This is a genomic window from Pseudomonas sp. RIT-PI-o, from assembly GCF_001297215.1.
Classification (GTDB): Bacteria; Pseudomonadota; Gammaproteobacteria; order Pseudomonadales; family Pseudomonadaceae; genus Aquipseudomonas; species Aquipseudomonas moraviensis_A.
The window spans coordinates 256,854-280,534 of the sequence record NZ_LHPA01000028.1; the positions used below are offsets into that span (position 1 = coordinate 256,854).

Genomic DNA, 23,681 nt, shown 5'->3' on the forward strand with positions numbered 1-23,681 from the left:
GAACACAGCTTTTGAAAAATCCAAAAATCGGCTCCCTCTCCCTCGGGAGAGGGCTGGGGTGAGGGGCAGCAACAATGCAAATCAAAAGCCGAACACCCACGCTTTTCTCCACTCAATAGGCCGAGTGTCAGCTCGCCTGCTCTTGATCTTGATCCGCCGGCGACGTCGGAACGCTGAGCGGAGGGATTGATCCGGGCGTGGGAGTGCTGAGACAGTCTGGCGCAGCTAAACGCAGCGAGAACAAGTTTAATCAAGCAAACAGCAGAAAACCGGCGGATTGAAAAAAACTGCGAGCGGGTCCAGGCGTATTCATTGTTAACGGTAAATACCCAACGTTGATGCACTCATATAAACCTGCGGCTGACCACATTAAGCCGCAGGCATAAAACCGAGGAAATTCTTTCATTGATTAGTTCTTACGACGAAAATCTCGCTCGAATGATTTGTTCTCGGGCCCGTCGAACCTGAATTTCATCGATGCTGTTATTTTGCTTTGCCGGTCAGAATTCGCGGCCTTTGCAATAAATTCAAAGTCCATTTGAACTACACGCTCTTCCAAATTGATCAAGCCTTTATAATTGCCCGACGCCGCTTCCCATGTCTCCAAAGGATCATGAGGATTGAAAAACGCGTGGAATTTTCGATCTGTACCAAAAGCCCCCTCGACACTTTGGCTTTGTTCAATATCGGCGAACTCAAAAAAAACAGAATCATCATTTCGAATGACTCCTCCCACCTGGCCTCGACCATTAGGGTCGATTACAAACCAGCCCGCGCCCACTACTGGATTGTATACAACTCCATCGATCGAGAATTCCATCTGACCAATTGGTTTAAGATGCGGAGGAAGTTCATTAATGGTAGACGTAGTGACATTCATGGTGTTTCTCCGAGTAGTTTCAGGGGCTATACCCCTTGATGCTTATAATCGCTATACCGTATTGGAGCCACTGTAAGACCTGACAGTTGACATCTCATTTGAAACATGCAAAAAGGCACTAGGTTGAATGTCCATTTGGCTGCTTTATTTTTTGTTTCCATGCCAACTTCAAGGCGACAGTTCCTCTTTGATACACCGATGAATAGCCGCTCTCTGAGGTAGCGGGACAAGCCGCCAAAAACAGCAGGCAACAAAAAGCCCCCAAGGCATTCACCTAGGGGGCTTTCGATCAAGCCAGCTTAGCGCTTAATGATGCTCACGCGTCGCGCGGAATTTCACATCCGGCCAGCGCTCTTCCATCAACGCCAGATTCACCCGCGTCGGCGCCAGATAGGTCAGATGACCACCGCCATCCAGCGCGAGGTTCTCCACCGCCTTGTTGGAAAATTCCTCAAGCTTCTTCTTGTCGTCGCACTCAATCCAGCGCGCGGAATACACGGTGATCGGCTCATATGAGCACTCGACCTTGTATTCCTCTTTCAAACGGCTGGCGACCACATCGAACTGCAGCACACCCACGGCGCCGAGAATGATGTCGTTGCTGCGCTCGGGGAAGAACACCTGGGTCGCGCCCTCTTCCGCCAACTGCTGCAGGCCCTGACGCAATTGCTTGGATTTCAGCGGATCACGCAGACGCACACGACGGAACAGTTCCGGGGCGAAGTGCGGGATGCCGGTGAAACCGAGGACTTCGCCTTCGCTGAAGGTGTCGCCGATCTGAATGGTGCCGTGGTTGTGCAGGCCGATGATGTCGCCGGCGTAGGCTTCTTCGAGCTGTTCACGCTCGGAGGAGAAGAACGTCAGGGCGTCGCCGATGCGCACGTCCTTGCCGGTACGCACATGACGCATCTTCATGCCTTTTTCGTACTTGCCGGAGCAGATACGCATGAAGGCGATGCGGTCGCGGTGTTTCGGGTCCATGTTCGCCTGGATCTTGAAGATGAAACCCGAGAACTTCTCTTCCACCGGCTCGACAGTACGCTCGTTGGCCACACGGGCCAGCGGGCGCGGCGCCCAATCGACGACAGCATCGAGCACGTGGTCGACACCGAAGTTGCCCAGTGCGGTACCGAAAAACACCGGGGTCAGTTGACCGTCGAGGAATTCCTGCTGGTTGAATTCGTGGCAGGCGCCCTGCACCAGTTCCAGTTGCTCGATGAAGCGCTCGTACTCGTCGCCCAGGTGCGCGCGCGCTTCGTCGGAGTCGAGTTTTTCGATGATCTTGGTTTCGGTGCGTTCGTGACCGTGACCGGCGGTGTAGACAATGATGTAGTCATCGGCCAGGTGATACACGCCTTTGAAGTCGCGATAGCAACCGATCGGCCAGGTGATCGGCGCCGCCTTGATCTTCAGAACGGCTTCGATTTCGTCGAGCAGTTCGATCGGGTCGCGGATGTCGCGGTCGAGTTTGTTGATGAAGCTGACGATCGGCGTGTCACGCAGACGGCAGACGTCCATCAGCGCGATGGTCCGTGGCTCTACACCCTTACCGCCGTCGAGCACCATCAAGGCCGAGTCCACCGCCGTCAGGGTGCGGTAGGTATCTTCGGAGAAGTCTTCGTGGCCCGGGGTGTCGAGCAGGTTGATCATGTGTTCGCGGTAGGGGAACTGCATGACCGACGTGGTAATGGAAATACCCCGCTGCTTCTCCATCTCCATCCAGTCGGATGTCGCATGGCGATCGGATTTACGGGATTTCACCGTACCGGCCACTGCAATCGCCTTGCCCATCAACAGGAGCTTTTCGGTGATCGTGGTTTTACCGGCATCGGGGTGGGAAATAATGGCGAAAGTGCGGCGTTTCGCGACTTCGGCGGCCTGTTGGGTCATGGGAAATCGCCTGGCGGTGATTCAAAAAAGGGCGGCGAGTATAGCTTAAAAAGTGATCGCCGAACCACCGTCCCTCGGCCGCGCGAAACCCCGCAGGAGCTGCCGCAGGCGGCGATCTTTTGATCTTGTTTTCAGCAGCAAAGTCAAAAGATCGCAGCCTTCGGCAGCTCCAACAGGGTGGCCAAATAGTGTCTAACGTGGGAACCTTTTAAAGCCTGGAGACGTCCATCCCCTGTTACGAATCTTCGTCAGGGGCTGAAAAATCAGCAAGTTAGCCTGACGAGGCTGCGCTCATGGCTCGCTTTCACGCCGCTTGGCCGGTGCTGGAAAACGGCTACTTTTCGCGAACGCTGACTTCGGCAACCAGGAATGGTCTTGCCACGTGGAGCAGCGCTCGCCGACTACAAAAAAAGGAGTCCGCCTGTGGCTATCCGCTATGGCAAAGGGCTGATGGGAGGTGCGGTGGTGATCGCGCTCCTGGCCCTGCTGGTCCACTGGATCGGCATCAACACGATCGAACACTACCGCGACGATTTGTTGTTTTACCTGCAAGCTCATCTGATTCTTGTCCTCGCGTCCATGCTGGCCGCCCTTGTCGTGGGCATCCCCGCCGGCATCTTCCTCAGCCGCCCGACCATGGTCGGCCGCGCCGAACGCTTCATGCAGATCTTCAATATCGGCAATACCGTGCCACCGCTGGCCGTGCTCGCGATCGCGCTGGGCATCCTCGGCATCGGCAGTGGCCCGGCAATCTTTGCGCTGTTCCTCGCCTCGCTGTTGCCGATCGTGCGCAATACCTACGAAGGCCTGAAAAACGTTCAGGGTTCACTAAAAGAAGCCGCCGTCGGCATCGGCATGACCCCGCGCCAGGTGTTGTGGAAAGTCGAATTGCCCAACGCCGTGCCGATCATCGTCGGTGGCGTGCGTGTCGCACTGGCGATCAACGTCGGCACCGCGCCGCTGGCGTTCCTGATCGGCGCCAACAGCCTCGGCAGCCTGATTTTCCCCGGCATCGCCCTGAACAATCAGCCGCAACTGCTGCTCGGCGCCGCGTGCACCGCGCTGCTGGCGCTGCTGCTCGATGGCGTGGTCACCCTCGCCAGCCGTCTCTGGCTGGAACGCGGTTTGCGCCCGTCTTAAGGCCCTTGCGAAGGAATATTCATGAAACGTCTTAGTTTGATCTTAGGCTGCGTCCTGCTATTCGCAGGATTGGCGCAAGCCGCCGAAAAACCGGTTATCCGCCTTGGCGCGCGGGTATTTACCGAGCAGACCCTGCTCGCCGAAATCACCGCGCAATACCTGCGCAGCAAAGGCTACGACGCGCAGATCACTGGCGGTCTGGGCAGCAACCTCGCTCGCAGCGCCCACGAAAGCGGCCAGTTGGACCTGCTCTGGGAATACACCGGCGTGTCGCTGGTGGCCTACAACCATGTCACGGAAAAACTCGACAGCGCGCAGTCCTACGCTCGAGTCAAAGAACTCGACGCAAAAAAAGGCCTGATCTGGCTGACGCCGTCGAAATTCAGCAACACCTACGCCCTCGCCCTCCCCAAGAAAGTGGCTGAGGAATATCCGCAGATCAACAACATCAGCCAGCTCAACGAAGTGCTGCGTGCGGAAGCCAAGACCAATCATCTGGTGGCGCTGGATACCGAGTTCGCCAATCGCTCCGACGGTCTCGACGGCATGGTCAAGCTCTACGACATGAACCTGACCCGCAAGAACATCCGTCAGATGGACGCCGGCCTGGTCTACACCGCGCTGCGTAACGGTCAGGTGTTTGCCGGCCTGGTCTACACCACCGACGGCCGCCTCAACGCCTTCGGCCTGAAATTGCTGGAAGACGACAAGCATTACTTCCCCGACTACACCGCAGCTCCCGTGGTGCGTCAGGCCACGCTGGATGCCAATCCGAAACTGGCCGAACAACTCAAGCCGCTGGCTGAACTGTTCGATGACGAAACCATGCGCCAGCTCAACGCGCGGGTGGATGTCGATCATGAAAGCCCATCGTCCGTTGCCGCCGATTTCCTGCGCCAGCATCCACTGAATTAAGAGAGGAGAAGTCATGGAATTTCTGAACGCCTTTTCCCATCTCGACTGGCAGCAGGTGATGCACCTGACCTGGCAGCACATCACTCTGGTCGGCATCGCCGTCACCCTGGCGATTGTCATCGGCGTGCCGCTGGGCATTCTGATGACGCGCTTTCCGAGCCTCGCCGGCCCCTTGCAGGCCAGCGCCACGGTGCTGCTGACCGTGCCGTCGATTGCCCTGTTCGGCCTGCTGCTGCCGTTCTACTCCAAGTTCGGCCAGGGCCTGGGGCCGCTGCCGGCGATCACTGCGGTGTTCCTGTATTCGTTGCTGCCGATCATGCGTAACACCTATCTCGCCCTGACCGGCGTTGAACCGGGCATCCGTGAAGCCGCACGGGGTATCGGCATGACCTTCGGCCAGCGCCTGCGCATGGTTGAACTGCCGATTGCGGTGCCGGTGATCCTCGCCGGTGTGCGTACCGCCGTGGTGATGAACATCGGCGTAATGACCATCGCCGCGACCATCGGCGCCGGCGGCCTCGGTGTGTTGATCCTCGCCTCCATCAGTCGCAGTGACATGTCGATGCTTATCGTCGGCGCGCTGCTGGTCAGTCTTCTGGCGATTTTCGCCGATCTCGTTTTGCAGTGGCTGCAACGCTCGCTGACTCCAAAAGGACTCCTGAAATGATCGAACTTCAAAACCTCAGCAAGACCTTCCAAAGCAACGGCAAAGATGTCAAAGCCGTGGACTCGGTAAGCCTGACCGTCAATGAAGGCGAGATCTGCGTGTTCCTCGGGCCATCGGGTTGCGGCAAAAGCACCACGCTGAAGATGATCAACCGCCTGATCAAACCGACCTCGGGCAAGATCCTCATCAACGGCGAAGACACCACCGATCTCGATGAGGTGACCCTGCGTCGCAACATCGGTTACGTGATCCAGCAGATCGGTCTGTTCCCGAACATGACCATCGAAGAGAACATCGTCGTCGTGCCGAAACTGCTCGGCTGGGACAAACAGAAATGCCACGACCGCGCCCGCGAACTGATGAGCATGATCAAGCTTGAGCCCAAGCAGTATCTGCATCGTTATCCGCGGGAACTGTCCGGTGGTCAGCAACAGCGAATCGGCGTGATCCGCGCATTGGCGGCAGATGCTCCGCTGCTGTTGATGGACGAGCCGTTCGGCGCCGTCGACCCGATCAACCGCGAGATGATCCAGAACGAGTTCTTCGAGATGCAGCGCGCGCTGAACAAGACCGTGATCATGGTCAGCCACGATATCGACGAAGCCATCAAGCTGGGCGACAAGATCGCCATTTTCCGCGCCGGCAAACTGCTGCAGATCGATCATCCCGACACCCTGCTGGCGCATCCTGCGGACGATTTCGTCAGCAACTTCGTCGGCCAGGACAGCACCCTCAAGCGCTTGCTATTGGTGAAGGCTGAAGACGCGGCGGACAACGCGCCGTCGGTGAGCCCGGAAACCCCGGTGGCCGATGCGCTGGAATTGATGGACGAGCACGACCGTCGCTACGTGGTGGTCACCTGCGCCGAGAACAAGGCGCTGGGTTACGTGCGCCGTCGCGACCTGCATCGCCAGACCGGCACCTGTGCGCAATTCCTGCGTGAATTCAACGCCACGGCGGCGTACGACGAGCACCTGCGCATCCTGCTGTCGCGCATGTACGAGTTCAACCGCGCCTGGCTGCCGGTGATGGACGCGGAACGGGTGTTCCTCGGCGAGGTGACGCAGGAGTCGATTGCGGCCTACCTAAGCTCGGGACGTTCGCGGGGAATGAAGACCAATATCGTATCGCCGGCTGAGACGGTGGTCGCGTAATCCTCCGGACCGAATACTGCAACTGTGGCGAGGGAGCTTGCTCCCGCTGGGTCGCGCAGCGGCCCTTCTTTGAAAAAAAGCGAGGACCGCTTCGCAGTCCAGCGGGAGCAAGCTCCCTCGCCACAGGTTTTCGGCGAATGCAATGGCTGGAAAAGAATCTCAACAACGCGGCGTCTTCTGCTCTCGCCATCGTCTTCAGCGTTTCAGCTGAAAAGCCTCTGAATCAGCACTAATGCCGGGAACGTCGCCGATGTTGTAGTCATCGGACTTATCGACAACTTGGCTGACAAAAACCCCGAACGTGCAGATATGTTTAACACTCGAAAATCCCTCGGGAACATCTGTCCGTCATCTCGGTCGGGTACAAGGAGTGATGAACGCGACGCACGTCAGAAGCGTGCAAAAACGCGACATTTTTAGTTGATCTCACGCCCCTCACGCCCTAAAGTTCGCGCCGAACGTCCATGCTGGAAACGATCCATCCGGCTCAAGTACTGACGACGAGACAGCAAGGCCAAGGGATAGCGGCACATCTCTGGGCCTTTTTGCTTTCGGCGACATGCCTTGGGAAGTAGGCGAACCAAAGTGGGGATACGGAGGACGTTCATGCACCCATTGTTAATTACAGTTTGCCAGTAGGAGTTCCCAGCATGTCGATCCAGGTCGAAGACTATTTCGCGCGCGCTACATTCGACAAAATGAAGGCGTTCGCCGACAAACAGGAAACCCCGTTCGTGGTGATCGACACCGCGATGATCGCCCAGGCCTACGATGACCTGCGTGCCGGTTTCGAATTCGCCAAGGTCTACTATGCGGTCAAGGCCAACCCTGCCGTCGAGATCATCGACCTGCTCAAAGACAAAGGTTCGAGCTTCGACATCGCCTCGATCTACGAGCTGGACAAAGTGATGGATCGTGGCGTCAGCCCGGACCGCATCAGCTACGGCAACACCATCAAGAAATCCAAGGACATCCGCTACTTCTACGAGAAGGGTGTGCGTCTGTTCTCCACCGACTCCGAGGCCGACCTGCGCAACATCGCCAAGGCTGCCCCGGGCTCGAAAGTCTATGTGCGTATTCTGACTGAAGGCTCGACCACAGCTGACTGGCCGCTGTCGCGCAAATTCGGCTGCCAGACCGACATGGCCATGGACCTGCTGATCCTCGCCCGCGACCTCGGTCTGGTGCCGTACGGCATCTCCTTCCACGTTGGCTCGCAACAGCGCGACATCAGCGTCTGGGACGCGGCGATCGCCAAGGTCAAAGTGATTTTCGAACGGCTGAAGGAAGAAGACGGCATTCATCTGAAGCTGATCAACATGGGCGGTGGCTTCCCGGCCAACTACATCACCCGCACCAACAGCCTGGAAACCTACGCCGAAGAAATCATCCGCTTCCTCAAGGAAGACTTCGGTGATGATCTGCCGGAAATCATTCTCGAGCCGGGCCGTTCGCTGATCGCCAACGCCGGTATTCTGGTCAGCGAAGTGGTGCTGGTTGCACGCAAGTCGCGCACTGCCGTCGAGCGCTGGGTGTATACCGATGTGGGCAAGTTCTCCGGCCTGATCGAAACCATGGACGAAGCGATCAAGTTCCCGATCTGGACCGAGAAGAAAGGCGAGATGGAAGAAGTCGTGATCGCCGGCCCGACCTGTGACAGCGCCGACATCATGTATGAGAACTACAAGTACGGTCTGCCGCTGAATCTGGCGATTGGTGATCGCCTGTACTGGTTGTCGACCGGTGCGTACACCACCAGCTATAGCGCGGTTGAATTCAATGGCTTTCCGCCGTTGAAGTCGTTTTACGTTTAAGGGGCAGCGGCAAGTTTCAAGCTGCTAGCTGCAAGAGAAAAGCCCGCGATGTTGTGGGCTTTTTTTGTGGGTGTTCGGCTGGGGGTTCATTTGCACTTGAGACCGAAGCCCCTCACCCCAGCCCTCTCCCGAGGGAGAGGGAGCCGATGTGCATGCTTTTCAAAATTGAGTTCGACTGGATATTTCAGGTCGATGTGTAGCGCAGGAACGACGCGGTCAGTCCCCTCTCCCCCTGGGAGAGGGCTAGGGTGAGGGCTTTGCGGTTTCAGCCGCGCTGCAACTCTGCATACCGAGCGGCATACTGACTAGCCATCACCTGAATCCGCAGATCTGTCGCACCAGCCAGCGTCTGACTCGCCACCCGCAAGAAATTCAGATTACCGCCGGCCAAAGCTTTCTCAAGCCAGTCGACCGCCTCATCAATTCGTCCTTCACTCGCCAACACCGCCGCATAACTGAACTGCCCACGAAAATCCCCCGCTTCAGCCGAGCGCCGATACCAGTCACGCGCCGCTGGCGGATCCGCCGGACACTCCTGCCCTTCCTCCAGATAGCGCCCAAGCAGATTCATCGATTTGGCATGGCCCAACTCAGCCGCGCGTCGATACAACACCAACGCCTGCCGATGATCAGCCGTCACCCCGCGCCCGGTCGCCAGCAGGTTGGCGAGGTTGTACATCGCCCAGTCCAGGCCCGCCTCGGCGCCGATTCGATAATGCTGCGCCGCGACTGAGGCATCCGCCGCACAACCCCAACCATGCTCATGGCAACGTCCGAGCATGTTGCGCGCCATCAGGTGCCCGCGTCCGGCGGCGATGGCGAACCAGCGCAGCGCCAGCGCTTGATCCTGCGCGATGCCCTGGCCGTCGAGCAGGATCTGCCCGAGCAGCGCCTGCGCTTCAACCTCGCCCTCACCCGCCGCCAGCAAAATCGCCTGCGCCGCTCGAGCCGGGCTTTCTTCAAGCATCGCCGCCAACCCGGCGGCATCGAGGACTTCCTCGCGGCGTAGCAAGAAACTCATACCTCGACCCACCGCCGCAGCAGGTTGTGATAAGTGCCGGTGAGGCGGATCAGCGAGGGATGATCGGGGACGTCCTGGGTCAGCTGCTGGATCGCCGCGTCCATCTCGAACAACAACGCGCGCTGACTGTCCTCGCGCACCAGGCTTTGGGTCCAGAAGAACGACGCATAACGCGCGCCACGAGTGACCGCATTGACCTTGTGCAAACTGGTGCCCGGATACAACACCATGTCACCGGCCGGCAACTTCACTCGCTGGCTGCCGTAGGTGTCCTGAATCTCCAGCTCGCCGCCGTCGTAATCTTCCGGCTCGCTGAAAAACAGCGTCGCCGACAGATCGGTGCGCACACGCTCGATGCTGCCCTTGGGCTGGCGTACGGCATTGTCGATATGGAAATCGAAACTGCCGCCGGCGGTGTAGCAGTTCACCAAGGGTGGAAAGACTTTGTGCGGCAATGCGGCGGACATGAACAGCGGATTTTTCCACAGCCGCTCAAGCATCGCCGCGCCGATTTCCTTGGCCAGCGGATGGCCTTCGGGCAATTGCAGGTTGTGCTTGGCCTTGGCCGACTGGAAGCCCGCAGTGATCTTGCCATCGGCCCAGTCCGCCTGCTCCAGGGCCCGGCGGATGCGCTGCACTTCGTCTTTTGCGAACAGCTCGGGAATGTGCAGCAGCATGGCAATGTCACCTGATGGCAAGAAGGCGGCAATGGTATTGATTCTTATTGACCGTGTAAAACCCGCAAGACGAATGAATGGACAGAAACCGTAAGGGCAAATTGTAAAGAATGTAAATTCAATGCGAATAACAATGTTTCGCAATTGATACGAATACCTGTTTACCCTATATTCCGCCGCCTCAAATCCTTGGGGAGGGGAATAAAAATGGCACGTCAACACGCACAACTACCGGTCAGTTCACCACGTCTGCTCGCCTCGGCAATCGGTGTCGCAATCACCGCCGGCTCTGCTGGGCAGATGGTCTTTGCAGCGGAAAAAACCGAGAGCAAAGCGTCCGGCAATGCCATCGCCCTGGACGCTACCGCCATCACCGGCGAAGCCCAGGACACGACCTCCTACCAGGTCGAAAAAGCCTCCTCACCCAAGTACACCGCGCCGCTGGTCGACACGCCGCGCTCGGTCACCGTCATCCCGCAACAAGTGCTCAAGGACACCGGCGCGCTGAACATGCAGGACGCACTGCGTACCGTGCCGGGCATCACCTTCGGTGCCGGTGAAGGCGGCAACCCCCAGGGCGATCGTCCGTTCATTCGTGGCTTCGACGCTCAGGGTGACACCTATCTGGACGGCGTGCGTGACACCGGATCGCAGAGCCGCGAGATCTTCGCCGTGGAAAACATCGAAGTCAGCAAAGGCCCGAACTCGGCCATTGGCGGTCGTGGCGCAGCCGGTGGCAGCATTAACCTGGTGAGCAAGAAAGCGCACCTGGGCAACTCGTTCGACGGCGGCTTCACCTACGGCTCCGACCAGACCCAGCGCTACACCCTCGACGGCAACTACCAGTTCAGCGACAGCGCTGCCGGCCGTCTCAACCTGATGAGCCATGAGAGCAACGTCGCCGGTCGCGACAAGGTCGATTACGACCGTTGGGGCATCGCACCCTCCCTGGCTTTCGGCCTGGGTACCGATACCCGCGTCAACTTTGACTACTACCACCTGGAAAGCAACGACACTCCGGACTCGGGCATCCCGTACACCATTCCAACCGGTGGTTCGGCCGCACGCACAAAGTCCAACCCGGACAAGCCGTACGCCGGTGGCGATCACGACAATTTCTACGGTCTGGATCGCGACTTCCGCAAGGGCCGCACCGACACCGCGACCTTCGCCATCGAGCACGACCTGAACGATGCGCTGACGATCAAGAACACCCTGCGCCACGGCACCAGCATGCAGGATTACATCCTCACCCAGCCGGACGACAGCAAGGGCAACGTCAACAATGGCAGCGTCTGGCGTCGCGCCAACACACGGGTGAGCAACACCGAAACCACCACCAACCAGACCGACCTGTTCGGCACCTTTTACGTGGCCGGTTTCAAGAACAGCTTCTCCACCGGTGTCGAGTACACCCGTGAGCAGAGCGAAAAATCCTCGTACAACGTCAACACCGACACCACACCGCGCACCAGCGCCGTAACGACCAACTGCAACCCGGGTCTGATCGGCGCGGCCAGCGGTTACAACTGCACCTCGCTGTCGAACCCGAACCCGAACGATCCGTGGAACGGCGCGATTTCGCGCAACTACGCCGGCACCGACACCCAGGCCGATACCTACGCGCTGTACGTATTCGACACGCTGGAATTGTCCGAGCAATGGCTGGTGAACATGGGCCTGCGTTACGACCACTTCGACACCGATTACAAGTCCTACAACGCCGCTGGCCGCACCACCTCCAAGGGCGATGACACCAGCGAGTTCGTCACCGGCCAGTTCGGCGTGGTCTACAAGCCAGCGGAAAACGGCAGCATTTATGCTTCCTACGCGACCTCGGCGACACCGCCGGGCAACACCTTGGGCGAAGGTCAGGAAGGCAATCCGCTGGGCGGTACGCCGGATCGCAGCGGCAACCTGCTGAGCAGCGACATGGAGCCGGAGACCACGAAGAACTATGAGATCGGCACCAAGTGGGATCTGCTCAATGATCGCCTGTCGCTGACCGCCGACATCTTCCGCACCGAGAAGGAAAACGCTCGCGTGCAGGTCGACACCAGCTCCTACGAGAACGCCGGCAAGACCCGGGTACAAGGTTTCGAACTGTCGGCCAGCGGCAGGATCACCGACAAGTGGCAGGTGTTCGCCGGTTACGCCTTCATGGACAGCGAACAGGTCGACGGCGGCCCGCTGGGTCGCGCCAACGACGGCAACGATCTGCCGAACACACCGAAAAACAGCGCCAGCCTGTGGACCACCTATCAGGTCACGCCAAAGCTGACCATCGGTGGTGGCGCGTTCTACGTCGACGACGTCTACGGCAGTGTGGCGAATACAACGATGGTCGACTCGTACGTACGTTACGACGCGATGGCGGCCTACAAGCTGACCAAGAACGTCGACCTGCAACTCAACGTGCAGAACCTGACCGACGAAACCTATTACGACAAAGCCTTCTCGACCCACTTCGCCAATCAGGCGGCGGGACGTACGGCGCTGTTGAGTACCAACTTCCACTTCTGATTGCTGTGGAAACCTGTAGGAGTGAGCCTGCTCGCGATAGCGGTGTGTCAGTCAGCATCAATCCCTCTGACAGCTAGCTATCGCGAGCAGGCTCACTCCTACATGGGATATGCCGTATGGCTCGGCCCCGTTCATTCAGTTGAACGGGGCTTTTGTGTGTTACGCAAAACGCTTCTTGATAACCCACGGCATAATGCCCGCCGTGATGACAATTTCCGAACGGACGGCGAGTGACGTGTTGAAGAAAACCCTGTTCCAGTTGCACTGGTTTTTTGGCATCACCGCAGGGCTGGTGCTGGCCCTGATGGGTATCACCGGCGCGGCGTATTCGTTTCAGGACGAGATCCTGCGCGCCCTCAATCCGTCCGTTTTGCAGGTGGAAAAGCAGGTCGCCGGCGTGTTGCCGCCGGTGGAACTGGTGGAGCGCATCGAAGCCGCGTCCGGCAAGAAAGTCGCCATGCTCTGGGTCGAGACCGACAGCGGTCACGCCGCACGGGTTTACTTCACCCCGCCCAAGGGTGAACGGCGGGGCGAGATGCGCTACTTCGATCCGTACACTGCCGAGTTCAAGGGCGACGCCACTGGCCAGGATTTCTTCGGCCTGATGCTGCAACTGCACCGCTTCCTCGCCATGGGCGACACCGGGCGCAACATCACCGGCGCCTGCACGCTGATGCTGTTGTTCTTCTGTCTCTCCGGCCTCTATCTACGCTGGCCACGCCAGTGGAACAGCTGGCGCGTGTGGCTGACGCTGGACTGGAAAAAGAAGGGTCGCGCGTTCAATTGGGACCTGCACTCGGTCGCCGGCACCTGGTGCCTGCTGGTCTATCTGCTGCTGGCATTGACCGGATTGTCGTGGTCGTACGAGTGGTACAACAAGGGCCTGACCCGGCTGCTTTCCGACGCACCACAGAACGAGCGCGTACGCGGCGGTCGCGGACCGGCGCCAGAAGGCCCGGCACCCACGGCCGACTACGCGGCGATGTGGAGCAGCATCTATAGCGCTGCCGGCCCGGGTCTGGCGGCGTACAACATCCGCATGCCAGCGGTGGCCGGCCAGCCGGCGACGGTGTTCTACCTGCTCGACAGCTCGCCCCATGACCGCGCGCTGAACCAGATCACCCTCGACCCGGCGACCGGCGTGGTCAAACGCGTCGACCGCTATGCCGACAAAAGCTTCAAGGCACAACTGCTGACCAGCATTTACGCACTGCACGTCGGCAGTTATTTCGGCCTCGTCGGGCGCATCATCGTGACGATGGCGGCGGTGTGCATGCCGCTGTTTTTCATCACCGGCTGGCTGCTGTATCTGGATCGCCGGCGCAAGAAAAAGCAGATCAAGGATGCCCGTGAGGGCCTGGCGCAACCGTCCGCTGATGCGTCGGCATGGCTGATCGGCTTCGCCAGTCAGAGCGGTTTCGCCGAGCAACTGGCGTGGCAGACCGCCGGGCAATTGCAGGCCGCCGGACTGCCGGTCAACGTGCAGCCGCTGGCCAATCTCAGCGAACAGGATCTGCGCGATTCGAACAATGCGTTGTTCGTGGTCAGCACCTTCGGCGACGGCGAAGCACCGGACAGCGCCCGTGGCTTCGAACGCAAAGTGCTGGCCAAGGCCTCGACACTCGACGGCCTCAACTACGCCGTGCTCGGCCTCGGCGATCGGCAATACGCGCACTTCTGCGGCTTCGCCAAACGCTTGCATCAATGGCTCGGCGAACACGGCGGCAAAACCCTGTTCGCCCCGGTGGAAGTCGACAGCGGCGATCCCTATGCACTGCGCCACTGGCAAACGCAACTCGGCCAGCTCACCGGACAGGCGCCGAGCGAAACCTGGCAGGCACCCAGCTACGACAACTGGACGCTGGTCCGTCGCGAACTGATGAACCCCGACAGCAGCGGCGCGCCGGTCTATCTGCTCGGCCTCAAGGCGCCGGATACGCGCAGCTGGCTGGCCGGTGACCTGGTCGAAGTGCTGCCACGCAATTGCCCGTGGGCCATCGAGCATTTCCTCGACGGCCTCGGCATCCGTGGCGAAACTCCGGTCAAGGTCAACGGCATCGACGAGCCGCTGGAAGTGGCACTCGCGTCACGCCAGCTGCCTGAACACCGCGCACATCTGGTCGGCCTGCATGCGCAATCGCTGGTCGACGCAATGGTGCCGCTGGCGATGCGCGAATACTCCATCGCCTCGATCGCCGCCGACGGCGTGCTGGAGCTGATCGTGCGTCAGGAACAGCACAACGACGGCAGCCTCGGCATCGGCTCCGGCTGGCTCACCGAGCATGCGCCAGTGGGCGGCAGCATCAGCCTGCGGGTTCGGCGCAACAGCGGCTTCCATCTGCCGAACGAGCCGGTGCCGATGATCCTGCTGGGCAACGGCACCGGCCTGGCCGGCCTGCGCAGCTTGCTCAAGGCACGCATTGCCGACGGTCAGCAGCGGCAGTGGCTGCTGTTCGGCGAGCGCAACCGCGAGCACGACTTCCTCTGCCGCGCCGAGCTGGAGGAATGGCTGGTCAATGGTGATCTGGCGCGCCTGGATCTGGCGTTTTCCCGGGATCAGGCCGAGAAGGTTTATGTGCAGGATCGCTTGCGTGAGTCAGCGGATGAATTGAAGAAATGGTTGGCTGATGGTGCCGTCATCTATATCTGCGGCAGCCTTCAGGGGATGGCTGCGGGGGTGGATCAGGTGCTCAATGATCTGCTGGGTGCCGATGAAGTTCAACGGCTGATCGAGCTGGGACGGTATCGCCGGGATGTTTACTAACGCCTGCGAGAAGCCCCTCACCCTAGCCCTCTCCCGGAGGGAGAGGGGACCGATTGGGGGATGCTCGAGATCGACGCCGACCTGAGCGTCCTTCACTGAATCCAAAGCCATAATCACCTCGGTCTTCCAGGTCGATGCATGACGCAAGACACCTCGGTCAGCTCCCTCCGGGAGAGGGCTTGGGTGAGGGAAATGGACTACTGTTAAATCTCCAGTCCACTTCACAAGGATCGTGAAGCCATGCCAATCCGCCCCACCCTCGCCCAATTCGCCCGCCAGTTACGCACCAACCAGACAGATTGCGAACTCCTGCTCTGGCAGCGCCTGCGTTCCCGGCAGATCGCCAACCTGAAATTCCGCCGACAGTTTCCATGTCCACCGTATGTGCTGGACTTCTACTGTGTAGATTTGAAGTTGGCGATTGAGCTGGATGGGGGGCAACACTATGAAACGGGCGGGATGATTCACGACCGGCGCCGGTCGAACTTCCTGTATCAACAAGGCATTCAAGTCGTGCGATTCAGTAATCTTGAGGTGCTTCAGCAGATGGACAATGTGTTGGAGCAGATCATCAGAATTGCGGCAGACCGGAGAATGCCCTCACCCTAGCCCTCTCCCAGAGGGAGAGGGGACCGACCGCAAATCATTTACGCTATACACCGACCTGAACGTCCTGCACTGAATCCAGAATCGTGCTGATTGCGGTACCCGATCCATAACCGCCTCGGTCTCCCAGGTCGATGCATGACGCAAGACACCTCGGTCGGCCCCATCTCCCTCCGGGAGAGGGCTCGGGTGAGGGGCTTTTGATCTGGAGTAATTAAACAGGCTGCAACTTCTGCTCAAACACCGCCACGCCATCCAGATCCCGCAACACCACACTCATCTCGCCACTCTGCCCTTCAATATTCACCTCACCAAAAAACTGAAACCCGGCAAACGGCGAGGTGTTCTGCGCAGACGGCGCTTTCTCGAACACCACCTCTGGGCCAAACGTCTTGTCCAACGGATTCGGCCCGAAACTGCCGGCATTCAGCGGCCCGGCGACGAATTCCCAGAACGGTTCGAAATCCTGAAACGCCGCGCGGTCCGGGTGATAGTGATGCGCCGCGCAGTAATGCACATCCGCCGTCAAAAACACGAAATTGCGCACCTGCTGCGCACGCAGAAACCCGAGTAATTCGGCGATTTCCACTTCGCGGCCCTGCGCAGGTCCAGGGTCGCCGTTGGCCACCGCTTCCCAACGCGCAACACCCGGGCTGACCTCGCCGTCCGGGACGCCAAGACCGATGGGCATGTCCGCCGCAATCACCTTCCACTGCGCCTTCGATGCCTTTAATTCGCGCTTGAGCCAGTCCAGTTGCTCGCGCCCGAGAAAAGGTTTGGCCGCGCCAAGATTGTCATCATTGGCTTCGCGATAACTGCGCATATCCAGCACGAATACATCGAGCATCGGCCCGTAACCGAGCTTGCGATAGATCCGTCCACCACCGTCCGCCGCCTGTAAGCGCATCGGCGCATATTCGAGCCATGCTTGCCGCGCGCGCCCCACCAGCTTGTGGATATCTTTCTCCTGATAGCGCTCATCCAGCTGTTTGCCTGGTGACCAGTTGTTGACCACTTCGTGATCGTCCCACTGCCAGATCTGCGGCACTTCGGCGTTGAAGCGGCGGATGTTTTCGTCCATGAGGTTATAGCGATAGTTGCCGCGATAGTCGTCGAGAGTCTGCGCGACTTTGCTCTTGGCTTGCGTGGTGATATTGCGCCAGACGCGGCCACTCTCGGTGGTCAGTTGCGCAGGCACCGGGCCGTCGGCGTAGATGGTATCGCCGCTGTGGATAAAGAAGTCCGGCAGGCGCAGGCGCATGGCTTCGTAGATGCGCATGCCGCCGATGTCCGGGTTGATGCCGAAGCCCTGGCCGACGGTGTCACCGCTCCAGACAAAACGGATGTCACGCCTGGCCGTCGGCACGCTGCGCAGATGACCGAACCACGGTTCGCTGGCGACGCCAGTCTGGGCGTCTTCGAAGTGCACGCGATAGAAGATTGCCTGGTTGGCCGGCAGGCCGGTGAGTTCGACGCGGGCGGTGAAATCGCTGCGCGCATCGGCCAACGGCGAGACGAATTTGCGCGGGTTGCTGAACAGGCTGCCGGTGTCCCACTCGACCACCATGCGCGCCGGGCGATCGCTGCGGCTCCAGATCATCGCGCGGTCGCCGAGCAGGTCGCCGGACTGCACGCCGTCGGTGAGCTGCGGACGATCCTTGACCGAGGCAATCACCGCCGGCGCCAGCCCCGGCAGCAACAGCCCGGCGCCAACCGCTTGCATGACGCGACGCCGGCCGAGGTTGAAATCGCTCATGGTGTTCTCCCTGCAAAAGGGAAAACTTAAACACGGGTGTATGAACCCGCTATGACATTGGCCACACAGCAATTCAAATGTAGGAGTGAGCCTGCTCGCGATTGCGGTGGGTCAGTAACTTCAACACTCACTGACACATCGCTATCGCGAGCAGGCTCACTCCTACAAGGGGATCGCGTTGTCAGGCGTTGACGGGTTCGACTGCCAGCTCGACAGCCTCAGGCCTTTTGAGCAGCGCATATACCACCGCCGTGACCAGGCTCCCCGCGACAATCGCCAGCAGATACAGCAGCGCATGGTTGATCGCATTCGGGATCGCCAGCACAAACAAGCCACCGTGCGGCGCCATCAGTTTGCAGCCGAAATACATCGACAAAGCGCCGGTCAGCGCACCGCCAGCGATGCTCGCCGGGATCACCCGCAGCGGGTCTTTGGCGGCAAACGGAATCGCCCCTTCGGAGATGAAGCACAGGCCCAGCACGAAAGCCGCTTTGCCGGCCTCACGTTCAGTCTGGGCAAACTTGCGCCGGGCAATGAACGTGGCGATGCCCAGGCCAATCGGCGGCACCATGCCGGCCGCCATGGTCGCGGCCATCGGTGCGTAACTCTGCGAGGCCAGCAGCCCCACCGAAAACGCATAGGCAGCCTTGTTGATCGGCCCGCCGAGGTCGACGCACATCATGCCGCCGAGCAACACGCCGAGCAGAATTGCGTTGGTGGTGCCCATGCTGTCGAGGAACTGCGTCAACGCGGCGAGCATGCCGGCGACCGGTTTGCCGACCACGTAAATCATCACCAGACCGGTGACCAGACTGGCCAGCAACGGGATGATCAGAATCGGCTTCAACGCCTCCAGGCTCTGCGGCAACTTCACATAGCGGGCGATGGTTTTGGCGACATACCCGGCAATAAACCCGGAAATGACCCCGCCGATGACGCCGGCGCCCAAAGTGCCTGCGAGTAGACCGCCGATCATCCCCGGCGCAAGGCCCGGACGGTCGGCGATCGAGTAGGCGATGTACCCGGCCAACAGCGGCACCATCAATTTGAACGCGGTTTCGCCGCCGATCTGCATCAGCGCCGCCGCCAGCGTGCCTTCTTCCTTGTACGCGGTGATGCCGAACACGAAGGACAGCGCGATCAGCAAACCACCCGCCACCACCATCGGCAGCATGTACGACACACCCGTGAGCAGGTGCTTGTAGACGCCGGTTTTCTCGGACTTGGCCGCAGCCTTGCCGTCGCTTGCCGCACTTTCTACAGCGCCTTCAGCCAAGGCTTTTTTCAGCGTCGCTTCGGATTGCTTCAGCGCAACGCCAGTGCCGCAGCGATAGATTTTCTTGCCGGCGAAACGCTCGGTGGCGACGTCGATATCCGCCGCCAGCAGGACCACATCGGCCTCGGCGATGGCCGTTGCGCTGAGCGGGGTTTTCGCGCCCACCGAGCCTTGGGTTTCGACCTGCAATTCATAGCCCAGACGCTTGGCAGTCTGCTGCAACGCTTCGGCGGCCATGAAGGTGTGGGCGACACCGGTCGGGCACGCGGTGATAGCAACGATGCGCGGCGCACGCGGCGTATCGATCGCCGGTTCGACTTCGCTCGCCACGTAGACTTCGGCTTCTTCAGCACCGCGACGCAACACCGCTTCGACATCCTGCAAGGCCTGGGCCGGAGCAATCTGGAACACGCGCTTGCCGACAAACCGACTCATGTCCACCGCGCCGGTGGCGACCAGCAAAACCCACTCGGCGGCTTCGATGGTCGCCGCCGACAATTCGCGTTCCGGGTGCGCCGGATCGACCACTTCGACGCTGGTGCTCCAGCCCTGACGCTGCGCCGCTGCATCGAGCAGACGCGCGCACAGGACACTGGTGACCATGCCGTTCGGGCAAGCCGTAACAATGGCTAACTTCATGACAAACCCTCTTATTGTTCTGTCAGGGGGCGCACGCGCACGCCCTGTTCGAGCTGCGCCAGTTGCGCAGGGTCGTTGATGCCAAAACCGATCTGGGTCACCGCCATCGCCGCAATCGCGGTGGCGGTGCGCAGGGTTTGTTCGGGGGTGTCGGCGCTGAGCAGACCGTGGAGCATGCCGGCGAGCAATGAATCGCCGGCACCGACCGTGCTGGCCACGCTGACCTTCGGCGGCGAGGCATGCAGGGCCGAGCCGACACTGAACCAGTTCACCCCGTCAGCGCCGTGGGAGATCACCACGTGCTCGATACCTTGCGCATGCAAGCGTGCGGCGGCTTGTGCTTCGGCGATTGGCGAGACCACTTCGCAGCCGAGTGCGTGGGCCAGTTCTTCGGTGTTCGGTTTGATCAGCCAGGGGCTGGCCTGCAACGCGGCGCGCAGGGCTTCACCGCTGGAATCGAGGGCGACTTTCAAGCCGAGTGCATTGAGCTTGTCGATCAGCTCGCGCAGCCACTGCGCAGTGACGCCGCGCGGCAAACTGCCGGCGACCACTACCGCATCGTGCCCCGGCGCGATCTGCAGCAGGCGATCAAGCAACGCTTGCTGCGCATCTGCATCGACCACCGGGCCCGGGCCGTTGATGTCGGTGATGCGCCCGTCCTGCTCGGCGACCTTGATGTTGCTACGCGTCTCGCCGGGCACGCGGATGAACGCGTCGACAAAACCACGCTTGGCGAACAGGGTTTCGAACGCTTGCAGATTGTCTTCACCGAGAAAGCCGCTGACGGTGAGCTGATGGCCGAGGTCCGCCAGCACCTGGGCGACGTTGACGCCTTTGCCCGCAGCGTGGGTGTGCATCTCGTCGCTGCGATTGACCTGACCAGCATCCAGCCGTGACAGCTCGACGGTCAGGTCGAGTGCCGGGTTGAGAGTCAGGGTGAGAATCTTGGCCATTACAGGGCCTCCACTAATGCGCGCACTTCATTGGCGCTGCCCACGGCCAGGGCCTGTTGAGCGAGGGTTTGCGCCTGGGTCAGGCTGAGTTCACGGATGCGCGCCTTGACTTCGGCAATGCTGCGACCGGACACGCTGAGCTCGTCGACACCGAGGCCGACCAACACCGGCACCGCCAGCGGATCGGCCGCCAGCTCGCCGCAGACGCCTACCCATTTGCCATGGGCATGGGCGGCGCGCACGGTGATGTCGATCAGTTGCAGCACCGCCGGGTGCAAGCCATCCGCCTGCGCCGACAGGGTCGGATGACCACGGTCGATGGCCAGGGTGTATTGCGTGAGGTCGTTGGTGCCGACGCTGAAGAAGTCGACTTCCTTGGCCAGCACCGGCGCGAGCAATGCGGCCGACGGCACTTCGATCATGATCCCCAGTTGCAGATCGGCGACCGGAATTTCCTTGCGCAGACGCTCGGTCATGTCGCGGGCCTGACGCCACTCTTCGACGCTGCCGACCATCGGGAACATGATCCGCAGCGGGCGGTTATCCGCTGAGCGCAGCAAGGCACGCAGTTGTGTTTCCATGATCTGCGGACGCTGCAGGGTCAGACGAATGCCGCGCACGCCGAGGAACGGGTTTTCTTCCTTGGCGATCGGCCAATATGGCAGCGGTTTGTCACCGCCAACGTCAAGCGTACGCACCACCAGCGGACGCCCGGCGAGACCGTCGAGGACGCGACGGTATTCAGCTTCCTGCGTGGCCTCGTCCGGTGCCTGCGGGTGGGCCATGAAAATCAGTTCGGTGCGCAGCAGACCGATGCCTTCGGCGCCCTGCTCCACTGCGCTGGTCACGCCTGCGCTTTCACCGATGTTGGCGAACACTTCGACCGCATGACCATCGGTGGTGTGCGCCGGTTGATGGCGTTGTTCGGCGGCAATCTTCAGGCGTTGCTCGCGGGTGTCGCGTTCCTCGGCGGCGCGTTGCAGCGTCGCGGCATCGGCGTCGACGTGCAGACGGCCACGCTGGCCGTCGAGCAACAGTGGTGTGCCCGGTTCGAGCAGCAACACCGCCGCACCCGCACCGACCAGCGCCGGAATTCCGAGGGCACGGGCGACGATGGCGCTGTGCGCGGTAGCGCCACCGCGCGCGGTGAGGATCCCCGCGACCCGTGCAGGATCCAGACGCGCAACATCGGACGGGCCGACTTCGTCCATCACCAGAATGTACGGCTGCTCCGGCTCATTCGCGGTCTGCACGCCACACAACTGCGCCAGCACCCGGCGACCGATGTCACGCAGATCGGCGGCTCGCTCGGCGAGCAAAGCGTCCTGCAGCGATTCCTGCTGTTTGGCGGCGGCTTCGATCACCGCCATCCACGCCGCTTCAGCGCTTTCGCCTTGCTTGAGGCGGGTATCGACTTCGTCAGTCAGATCCGGGTCGTCGAGCATTTCCTGGTGAGTGATGAAAATCTCGCGGATTGCTTTGGCCTTGCTGCGTTCGATCAAGCCCTGAATGTCGCGGCGCACGTCGCTCAGCGCTTGCTTGAGGCGCTCGCGCTCGATCGCCGCCGACTCGCCGCGCAACGGGTAATCGATGGCCTGCAGCACCTGAATGTGCGCCGGGCCGATGGCGATGCCCGGGGCGGCGGGGATCGCTTGCAACAGGCTGCCGGAGGCCGGAGCGACCAGCACTTCGGCGATGTCGGCGATCACTTCGCGCTGCTGACTCACGGCCGGCAGCGGTTCGACCTCTTCACCGAGGCCTTCTTCAATCGCCGCGAGCAGGGCCGGCAAGGCATCAGCGGCGATGCTCGGTTCGGCGATCAGCTCCAGCACCTGACCGCGCCGGGCGCCGAGGCTGAGCAGTTTGCTCAGGCTCTTCACCGACACGGCACTGTCCTGACTGTCGACGATGCGCACGCGAATTTCGCCATCAAAACTTTTCGCCAGCTGCGCGAGGATCTTCGCCGGGCGTGCGTGCAAACCGTGGGCATTGGCCAGGGCAATACGCGCGCTCGGCCAGTCAGCAGGCAGTTCACCGCCCAACACTTCGAGGACTTTGCGGCTGCAGGTGGCGCGGCCCAGTTCGTGGCCGCGACCTTCGATCAGCAACGCGCACAAACGCTCGAGCAGTGCCTGATGCGCCTCGCCCAGGCTCGCCAGGCAGAACAGACCGCTGAGCGGCTGGCCGAGGTAGCGCATCGGTTTGTCCGGGGTGACGAATGCCAGCCCCGGACGCTTCACGGTTTGCTCGCTGTGCAGCCACCACAGACCATCGCCGAGTGGTAGCGCTTCAACCTGCTGCAACACGCCGGCAAAGCCGTTGCTCACGCAGTCGGCCTGACGCAGCAGACGCGCGCCGCGCCAGACCAGTTCTTCGAAATCGTCGGCCGACACACCGAGGCCGATCATCTGTGCGTCCAGCGCCAGTTCCTGCGGCGCGCCTTGCAGCAACTTCAGCAACGCTTCGGGCGAGCTGGCGCGACGCAACGCCTGGCCCAGATCGGTCTCGCCGAGGGCGCGGGTCAACAGTTGCAGCAGACGCAGGTGTTCGTCGGATTTCGCCGCGATGCCGATCGCCAGATAGACGATCTGGCCATCGCCCCAGTCGACGCCGTCAGGAAACTGCATCAGGCGCACGCCGGTGGCGAATACCTGATCGCGGGTTTCCGGGGTGCCGTGGGGAATGGCGATGCCTTGACCGAGAAAGGTCGAGCCCTGGGCTTCCCGAGCCTGCAGGCCGGCGAGGTAGCCGTCGGCCACCAGACCGTCGGCGACCAGATGACTGGCGAGCAATTGCAGGGCGGCGGGTTTATCCACGGCCGACTGGCCCATGGATATCTGCTCTATAGTGAGCTCGAGCATGCGATCTCCTTTTTGGCGCGGTTCAACGCCAGGTATTGTTTTGAATGGTTCACAGCTTAGGCGCTCTGCCGCGCTTTTCAGCGGCAGTTTTGGCGGTTTCACGGCAGGACCGGCCAAAGGCGTCCAAAACGTAGAAAATACGCTT

General features: G+C 60.7%; 16 protein-coding genes. 8 read left to right on the forward strand and 8 right to left on the reverse strand.

Annotated elements, in window-relative coordinates:
- Positions 1–409: 409 nt before the first annotated feature.
- Both AEQ63_RS19925 and AEQ63_RS19930 read right to left on the reverse strand, forming a co-directional pair.
- Positions 410–880, reverse strand: a complete 471-nt coding sequence (locus AEQ63_RS19925; RefSeq protein ID WP_141681030.1) for a hypothetical protein — start codon at positions 878–880, stop codon at positions 410–412.
- Between the two features lie 306 nt (positions 881–1,186).
- Positions 1,187–2,770, reverse strand: coding sequence for a peptide chain release factor 3 (locus AEQ63_RS19930; RefSeq protein WP_016771727.1), 1,584 nt, complete (start codon positions 2,768–2,770; stop codon positions 1,187–1,189).
- A 450-nt stretch (positions 2,771–3,220) separates the two neighbouring features.
- Here AEQ63_RS19930 and AEQ63_RS19935 point away from each other — a divergent pair, with 450 nt between their 5' ends.
- The 5 genes from AEQ63_RS19935 (at position 3,221) to AEQ63_RS19955 (ending at position 8,460) form a co-directional block, all read left to right on the forward strand.
- The gene (locus AEQ63_RS19935) at positions 3,221–3,910 is read left to right on the forward strand and encodes an ABC transporter permease (RefSeq protein ID WP_172667905.1); all 690 of its coding nucleotides are present in this window, start codon (positions 3,221–3,223) and stop codon (positions 3,908–3,910) included.
- 21 nt (positions 3,911–3,931) lie between these two features.
- Positions 3,932–4,825 carry a glycine betaine ABC transporter substrate-binding protein gene (locus tag AEQ63_RS19940; RefSeq protein ID WP_042608799.1) on the forward strand — a complete coding sequence of 298 codons (894 nt, stop codon included), beginning with the start codon at positions 3,932–3,934 and terminating at the stop codon, positions 4,823–4,825.
- A 13-nt stretch (positions 4,826–4,838) separates the two neighbouring features.
- Entirely contained in the window at positions 4,839–5,492 is a 654-nt protein-coding gene (locus AEQ63_RS19945; RefSeq protein WP_042608800.1) for an ABC transporter permease, read from the forward strand.
- On the forward strand, positions 5,489–6,646 hold the full coding sequence (locus tag AEQ63_RS19950; RefSeq protein WP_039759487.1) for an osmoprotectant ABC transporter ATP-binding protein OsmV: 1,158 nt from the start codon (positions 5,489–5,491) through the stop codon (positions 6,644–6,646). Before AEQ63_RS19945 ends, AEQ63_RS19950 begins: the two co-directional genes overlap by 4 nt.
- Before the next feature lie 650 nt (positions 6,647–7,296).
- Complete coding sequence (locus AEQ63_RS19955; RefSeq protein ID WP_016771733.1) at positions 7,297–8,460, forward strand: type III PLP-dependent enzyme; 1,164 nt, start codon at positions 7,297–7,299, stop codon at positions 8,458–8,460.
- 265 nt (positions 8,461–8,725) lie between these two features.
- Here AEQ63_RS19955 and AEQ63_RS19960 read toward each other — a convergent pair whose 3' ends face one another.
- Together AEQ63_RS19960 and AEQ63_RS19965 are read right to left on the reverse strand one after the other, a co-directional pair.
- The gene (locus AEQ63_RS19960; protein WP_064364484.1) at positions 8,726–9,481 is read right to left on the reverse strand and encodes a tetratricopeptide repeat protein; all 756 of its coding nucleotides are present in this window, start codon (positions 9,479–9,481) and stop codon (positions 8,726–8,728) included.
- Entirely contained in the window at positions 9,478–10,158 is a 681-nt protein-coding gene (locus tag AEQ63_RS19965; protein WP_064364485.1) for a Fe2+-dependent dioxygenase, read from the reverse strand. Before AEQ63_RS19965 ends, AEQ63_RS19960 begins: the two co-directional genes overlap by 4 nt.
- Positions 10,159–10,365: 207 nt before the next feature.
- Between AEQ63_RS19965 and AEQ63_RS19970 the strand changes: the two genes are divergently transcribed.
- From AEQ63_RS19970 to AEQ63_RS19980, 3 genes are all read left to right on the forward strand, one after another.
- Positions 10,366–12,681 carry a TonB-dependent receptor gene (locus AEQ63_RS19970; protein ID WP_064364486.1) on the forward strand — a complete coding sequence of 772 codons (2,316 nt, stop codon included), beginning with the start codon at positions 10,366–10,368 and terminating at the stop codon, positions 12,679–12,681.
- A 235-nt stretch (positions 12,682–12,916) separates the two neighbouring features.
- Positions 12,917–15,445 carry a PepSY domain-containing protein gene (locus tag AEQ63_RS19975; RefSeq protein WP_064364487.1) on the forward strand — a complete coding sequence of 843 codons (2,529 nt, stop codon included), beginning with the start codon at positions 12,917–12,919 and terminating at the stop codon, positions 15,443–15,445.
- Positions 15,446–15,685: 240 nt separating this feature from the next.
- On the forward strand, positions 15,686–16,054 hold the full coding sequence (locus tag AEQ63_RS19980) for an endonuclease domain-containing protein (RefSeq protein WP_064364488.1): 369 nt from the start codon (positions 15,686–15,688) through the stop codon (positions 16,052–16,054).
- A gap of 211 nt (positions 16,055–16,265) precedes the next feature.
- Here AEQ63_RS19980 and AEQ63_RS19985 read toward each other — a convergent pair whose 3' ends face one another.
- From AEQ63_RS19985 to ptsP, 4 genes are all read right to left on the reverse strand, one after another.
- Positions 16,266–17,807 carry an alkaline phosphatase D family protein gene (locus tag AEQ63_RS19985; RefSeq protein WP_064364489.1) on the reverse strand — a complete coding sequence of 514 codons (1,542 nt, stop codon included), beginning with the start codon at positions 17,805–17,807 and terminating at the stop codon, positions 16,266–16,268.
- A 181-nt stretch (positions 17,808–17,988) separates the two neighbouring features.
- Positions 17,989–19,722, reverse strand: a complete 1,734-nt coding sequence (locus AEQ63_RS19990; protein WP_064364490.1) for a PTS fructose-like transporter subunit IIB — start codon at positions 19,720–19,722, stop codon at positions 17,989–17,991.
- 11 nt (positions 19,723–19,733) lie between these two features.
- Positions 19,734–20,675: a 1-phosphofructokinase gene (gene pfkB / locus AEQ63_RS19995; RefSeq protein WP_042608875.1), complete on the reverse strand. Its 942-nt coding sequence runs from the start codon at positions 20,673–20,675 to the stop codon at positions 19,734–19,736.
- Entirely contained in the window at positions 20,675–23,536 is a 2,862-nt protein-coding gene (gene ptsP, locus AEQ63_RS20000) for a phosphoenolpyruvate--protein phosphotransferase (RefSeq protein ID WP_064364491.1), read from the reverse strand. The genes pfkB and ptsP overlap by 1 nt, the downstream gene beginning before the upstream one ends.
- Positions 23,537–23,681: the final 145 nt, after the last annotated feature.

Bases quoted from the DNA above. Each gene is read 5' to 3' on its own strand.
- AEQ63_RS19925 (WP_141681030.1), bottom strand. From the start codon at position 880: ATGAATGTCACTACGTCTACCATTAATGAACTTCCTCCGCATCTTAAA.
- AEQ63_RS19930 (WP_016771727.1), bottom strand. From the start codon at position 2,770: ATGACCCAACAGGCCGCCGAAGTCGCGAAACGCCGCACTTTCGCCATT.
- AEQ63_RS19935 (WP_172667905.1), top strand. From the start codon at position 3,221: ATGGGAGGTGCGGTGGTGATCGCGCTCCTGGCCCTGCTGGTCCACTGG.
- AEQ63_RS19940 (WP_042608799.1), top strand. From the start codon at position 3,932: ATGAAACGTCTTAGTTTGATCTTAGGCTGCGTCCTGCTATTCGCAGGA.
- AEQ63_RS19945 (WP_042608800.1), top strand. From the start codon at position 4,839: ATGGAATTTCTGAACGCCTTTTCCCATCTCGACTGGCAGCAGGTGATG.
- AEQ63_RS19950 (WP_039759487.1), top strand. From the start codon at position 5,489: ATGATCGAACTTCAAAACCTCAGCAAGACCTTCCAAAGCAACGGCAAA.
- AEQ63_RS19955 (WP_016771733.1), top strand. From the start codon at position 7,297: ATGTCGATCCAGGTCGAAGACTATTTCGCGCGCGCTACATTCGACAAA.
- AEQ63_RS19960 (WP_064364484.1), bottom strand. From the start codon at position 9,481: ATGAGTTTCTTGCTACGCCGCGAGGAAGTCCTCGATGCCGCCGGGTTG.
- AEQ63_RS19965 (WP_064364485.1), bottom strand. From the start codon at position 10,158: ATGCTGCTGCACATTCCCGAGCTGTTCGCAAAAGACGAAGTGCAGCGC.
- AEQ63_RS19970 (WP_064364486.1), top strand. From the start codon at position 10,366: ATGGCACGTCAACACGCACAACTACCGGTCAGTTCACCACGTCTGCTC.
- AEQ63_RS19980 (WP_064364488.1), top strand. From the start codon at position 15,686: ATGCCAATCCGCCCCACCCTCGCCCAATTCGCCCGCCAGTTACGCACC.
- AEQ63_RS19985 (WP_064364489.1), bottom strand. From the start codon at position 17,807: ATGAGCGATTTCAACCTCGGCCGGCGTCGCGTCATGCAAGCGGTTGGC.
- AEQ63_RS19990 (WP_064364490.1), bottom strand. From the start codon at position 19,722: ATGAAGTTAGCCATTGTTACGGCTTGCCCGAACGGCATGGTCACCAGT.
- pfkB (WP_042608875.1), bottom strand. From the start codon at position 20,675: ATGGCCAAGATTCTCACCCTGACTCTCAACCCGGCACTCGACCTGACC.
- ptsP (WP_064364491.1), bottom strand. From the start codon at position 23,536: ATGCTCGAGCTCACTATAGAGCAGATATCCATGGGCCAGTCGGCCGTG.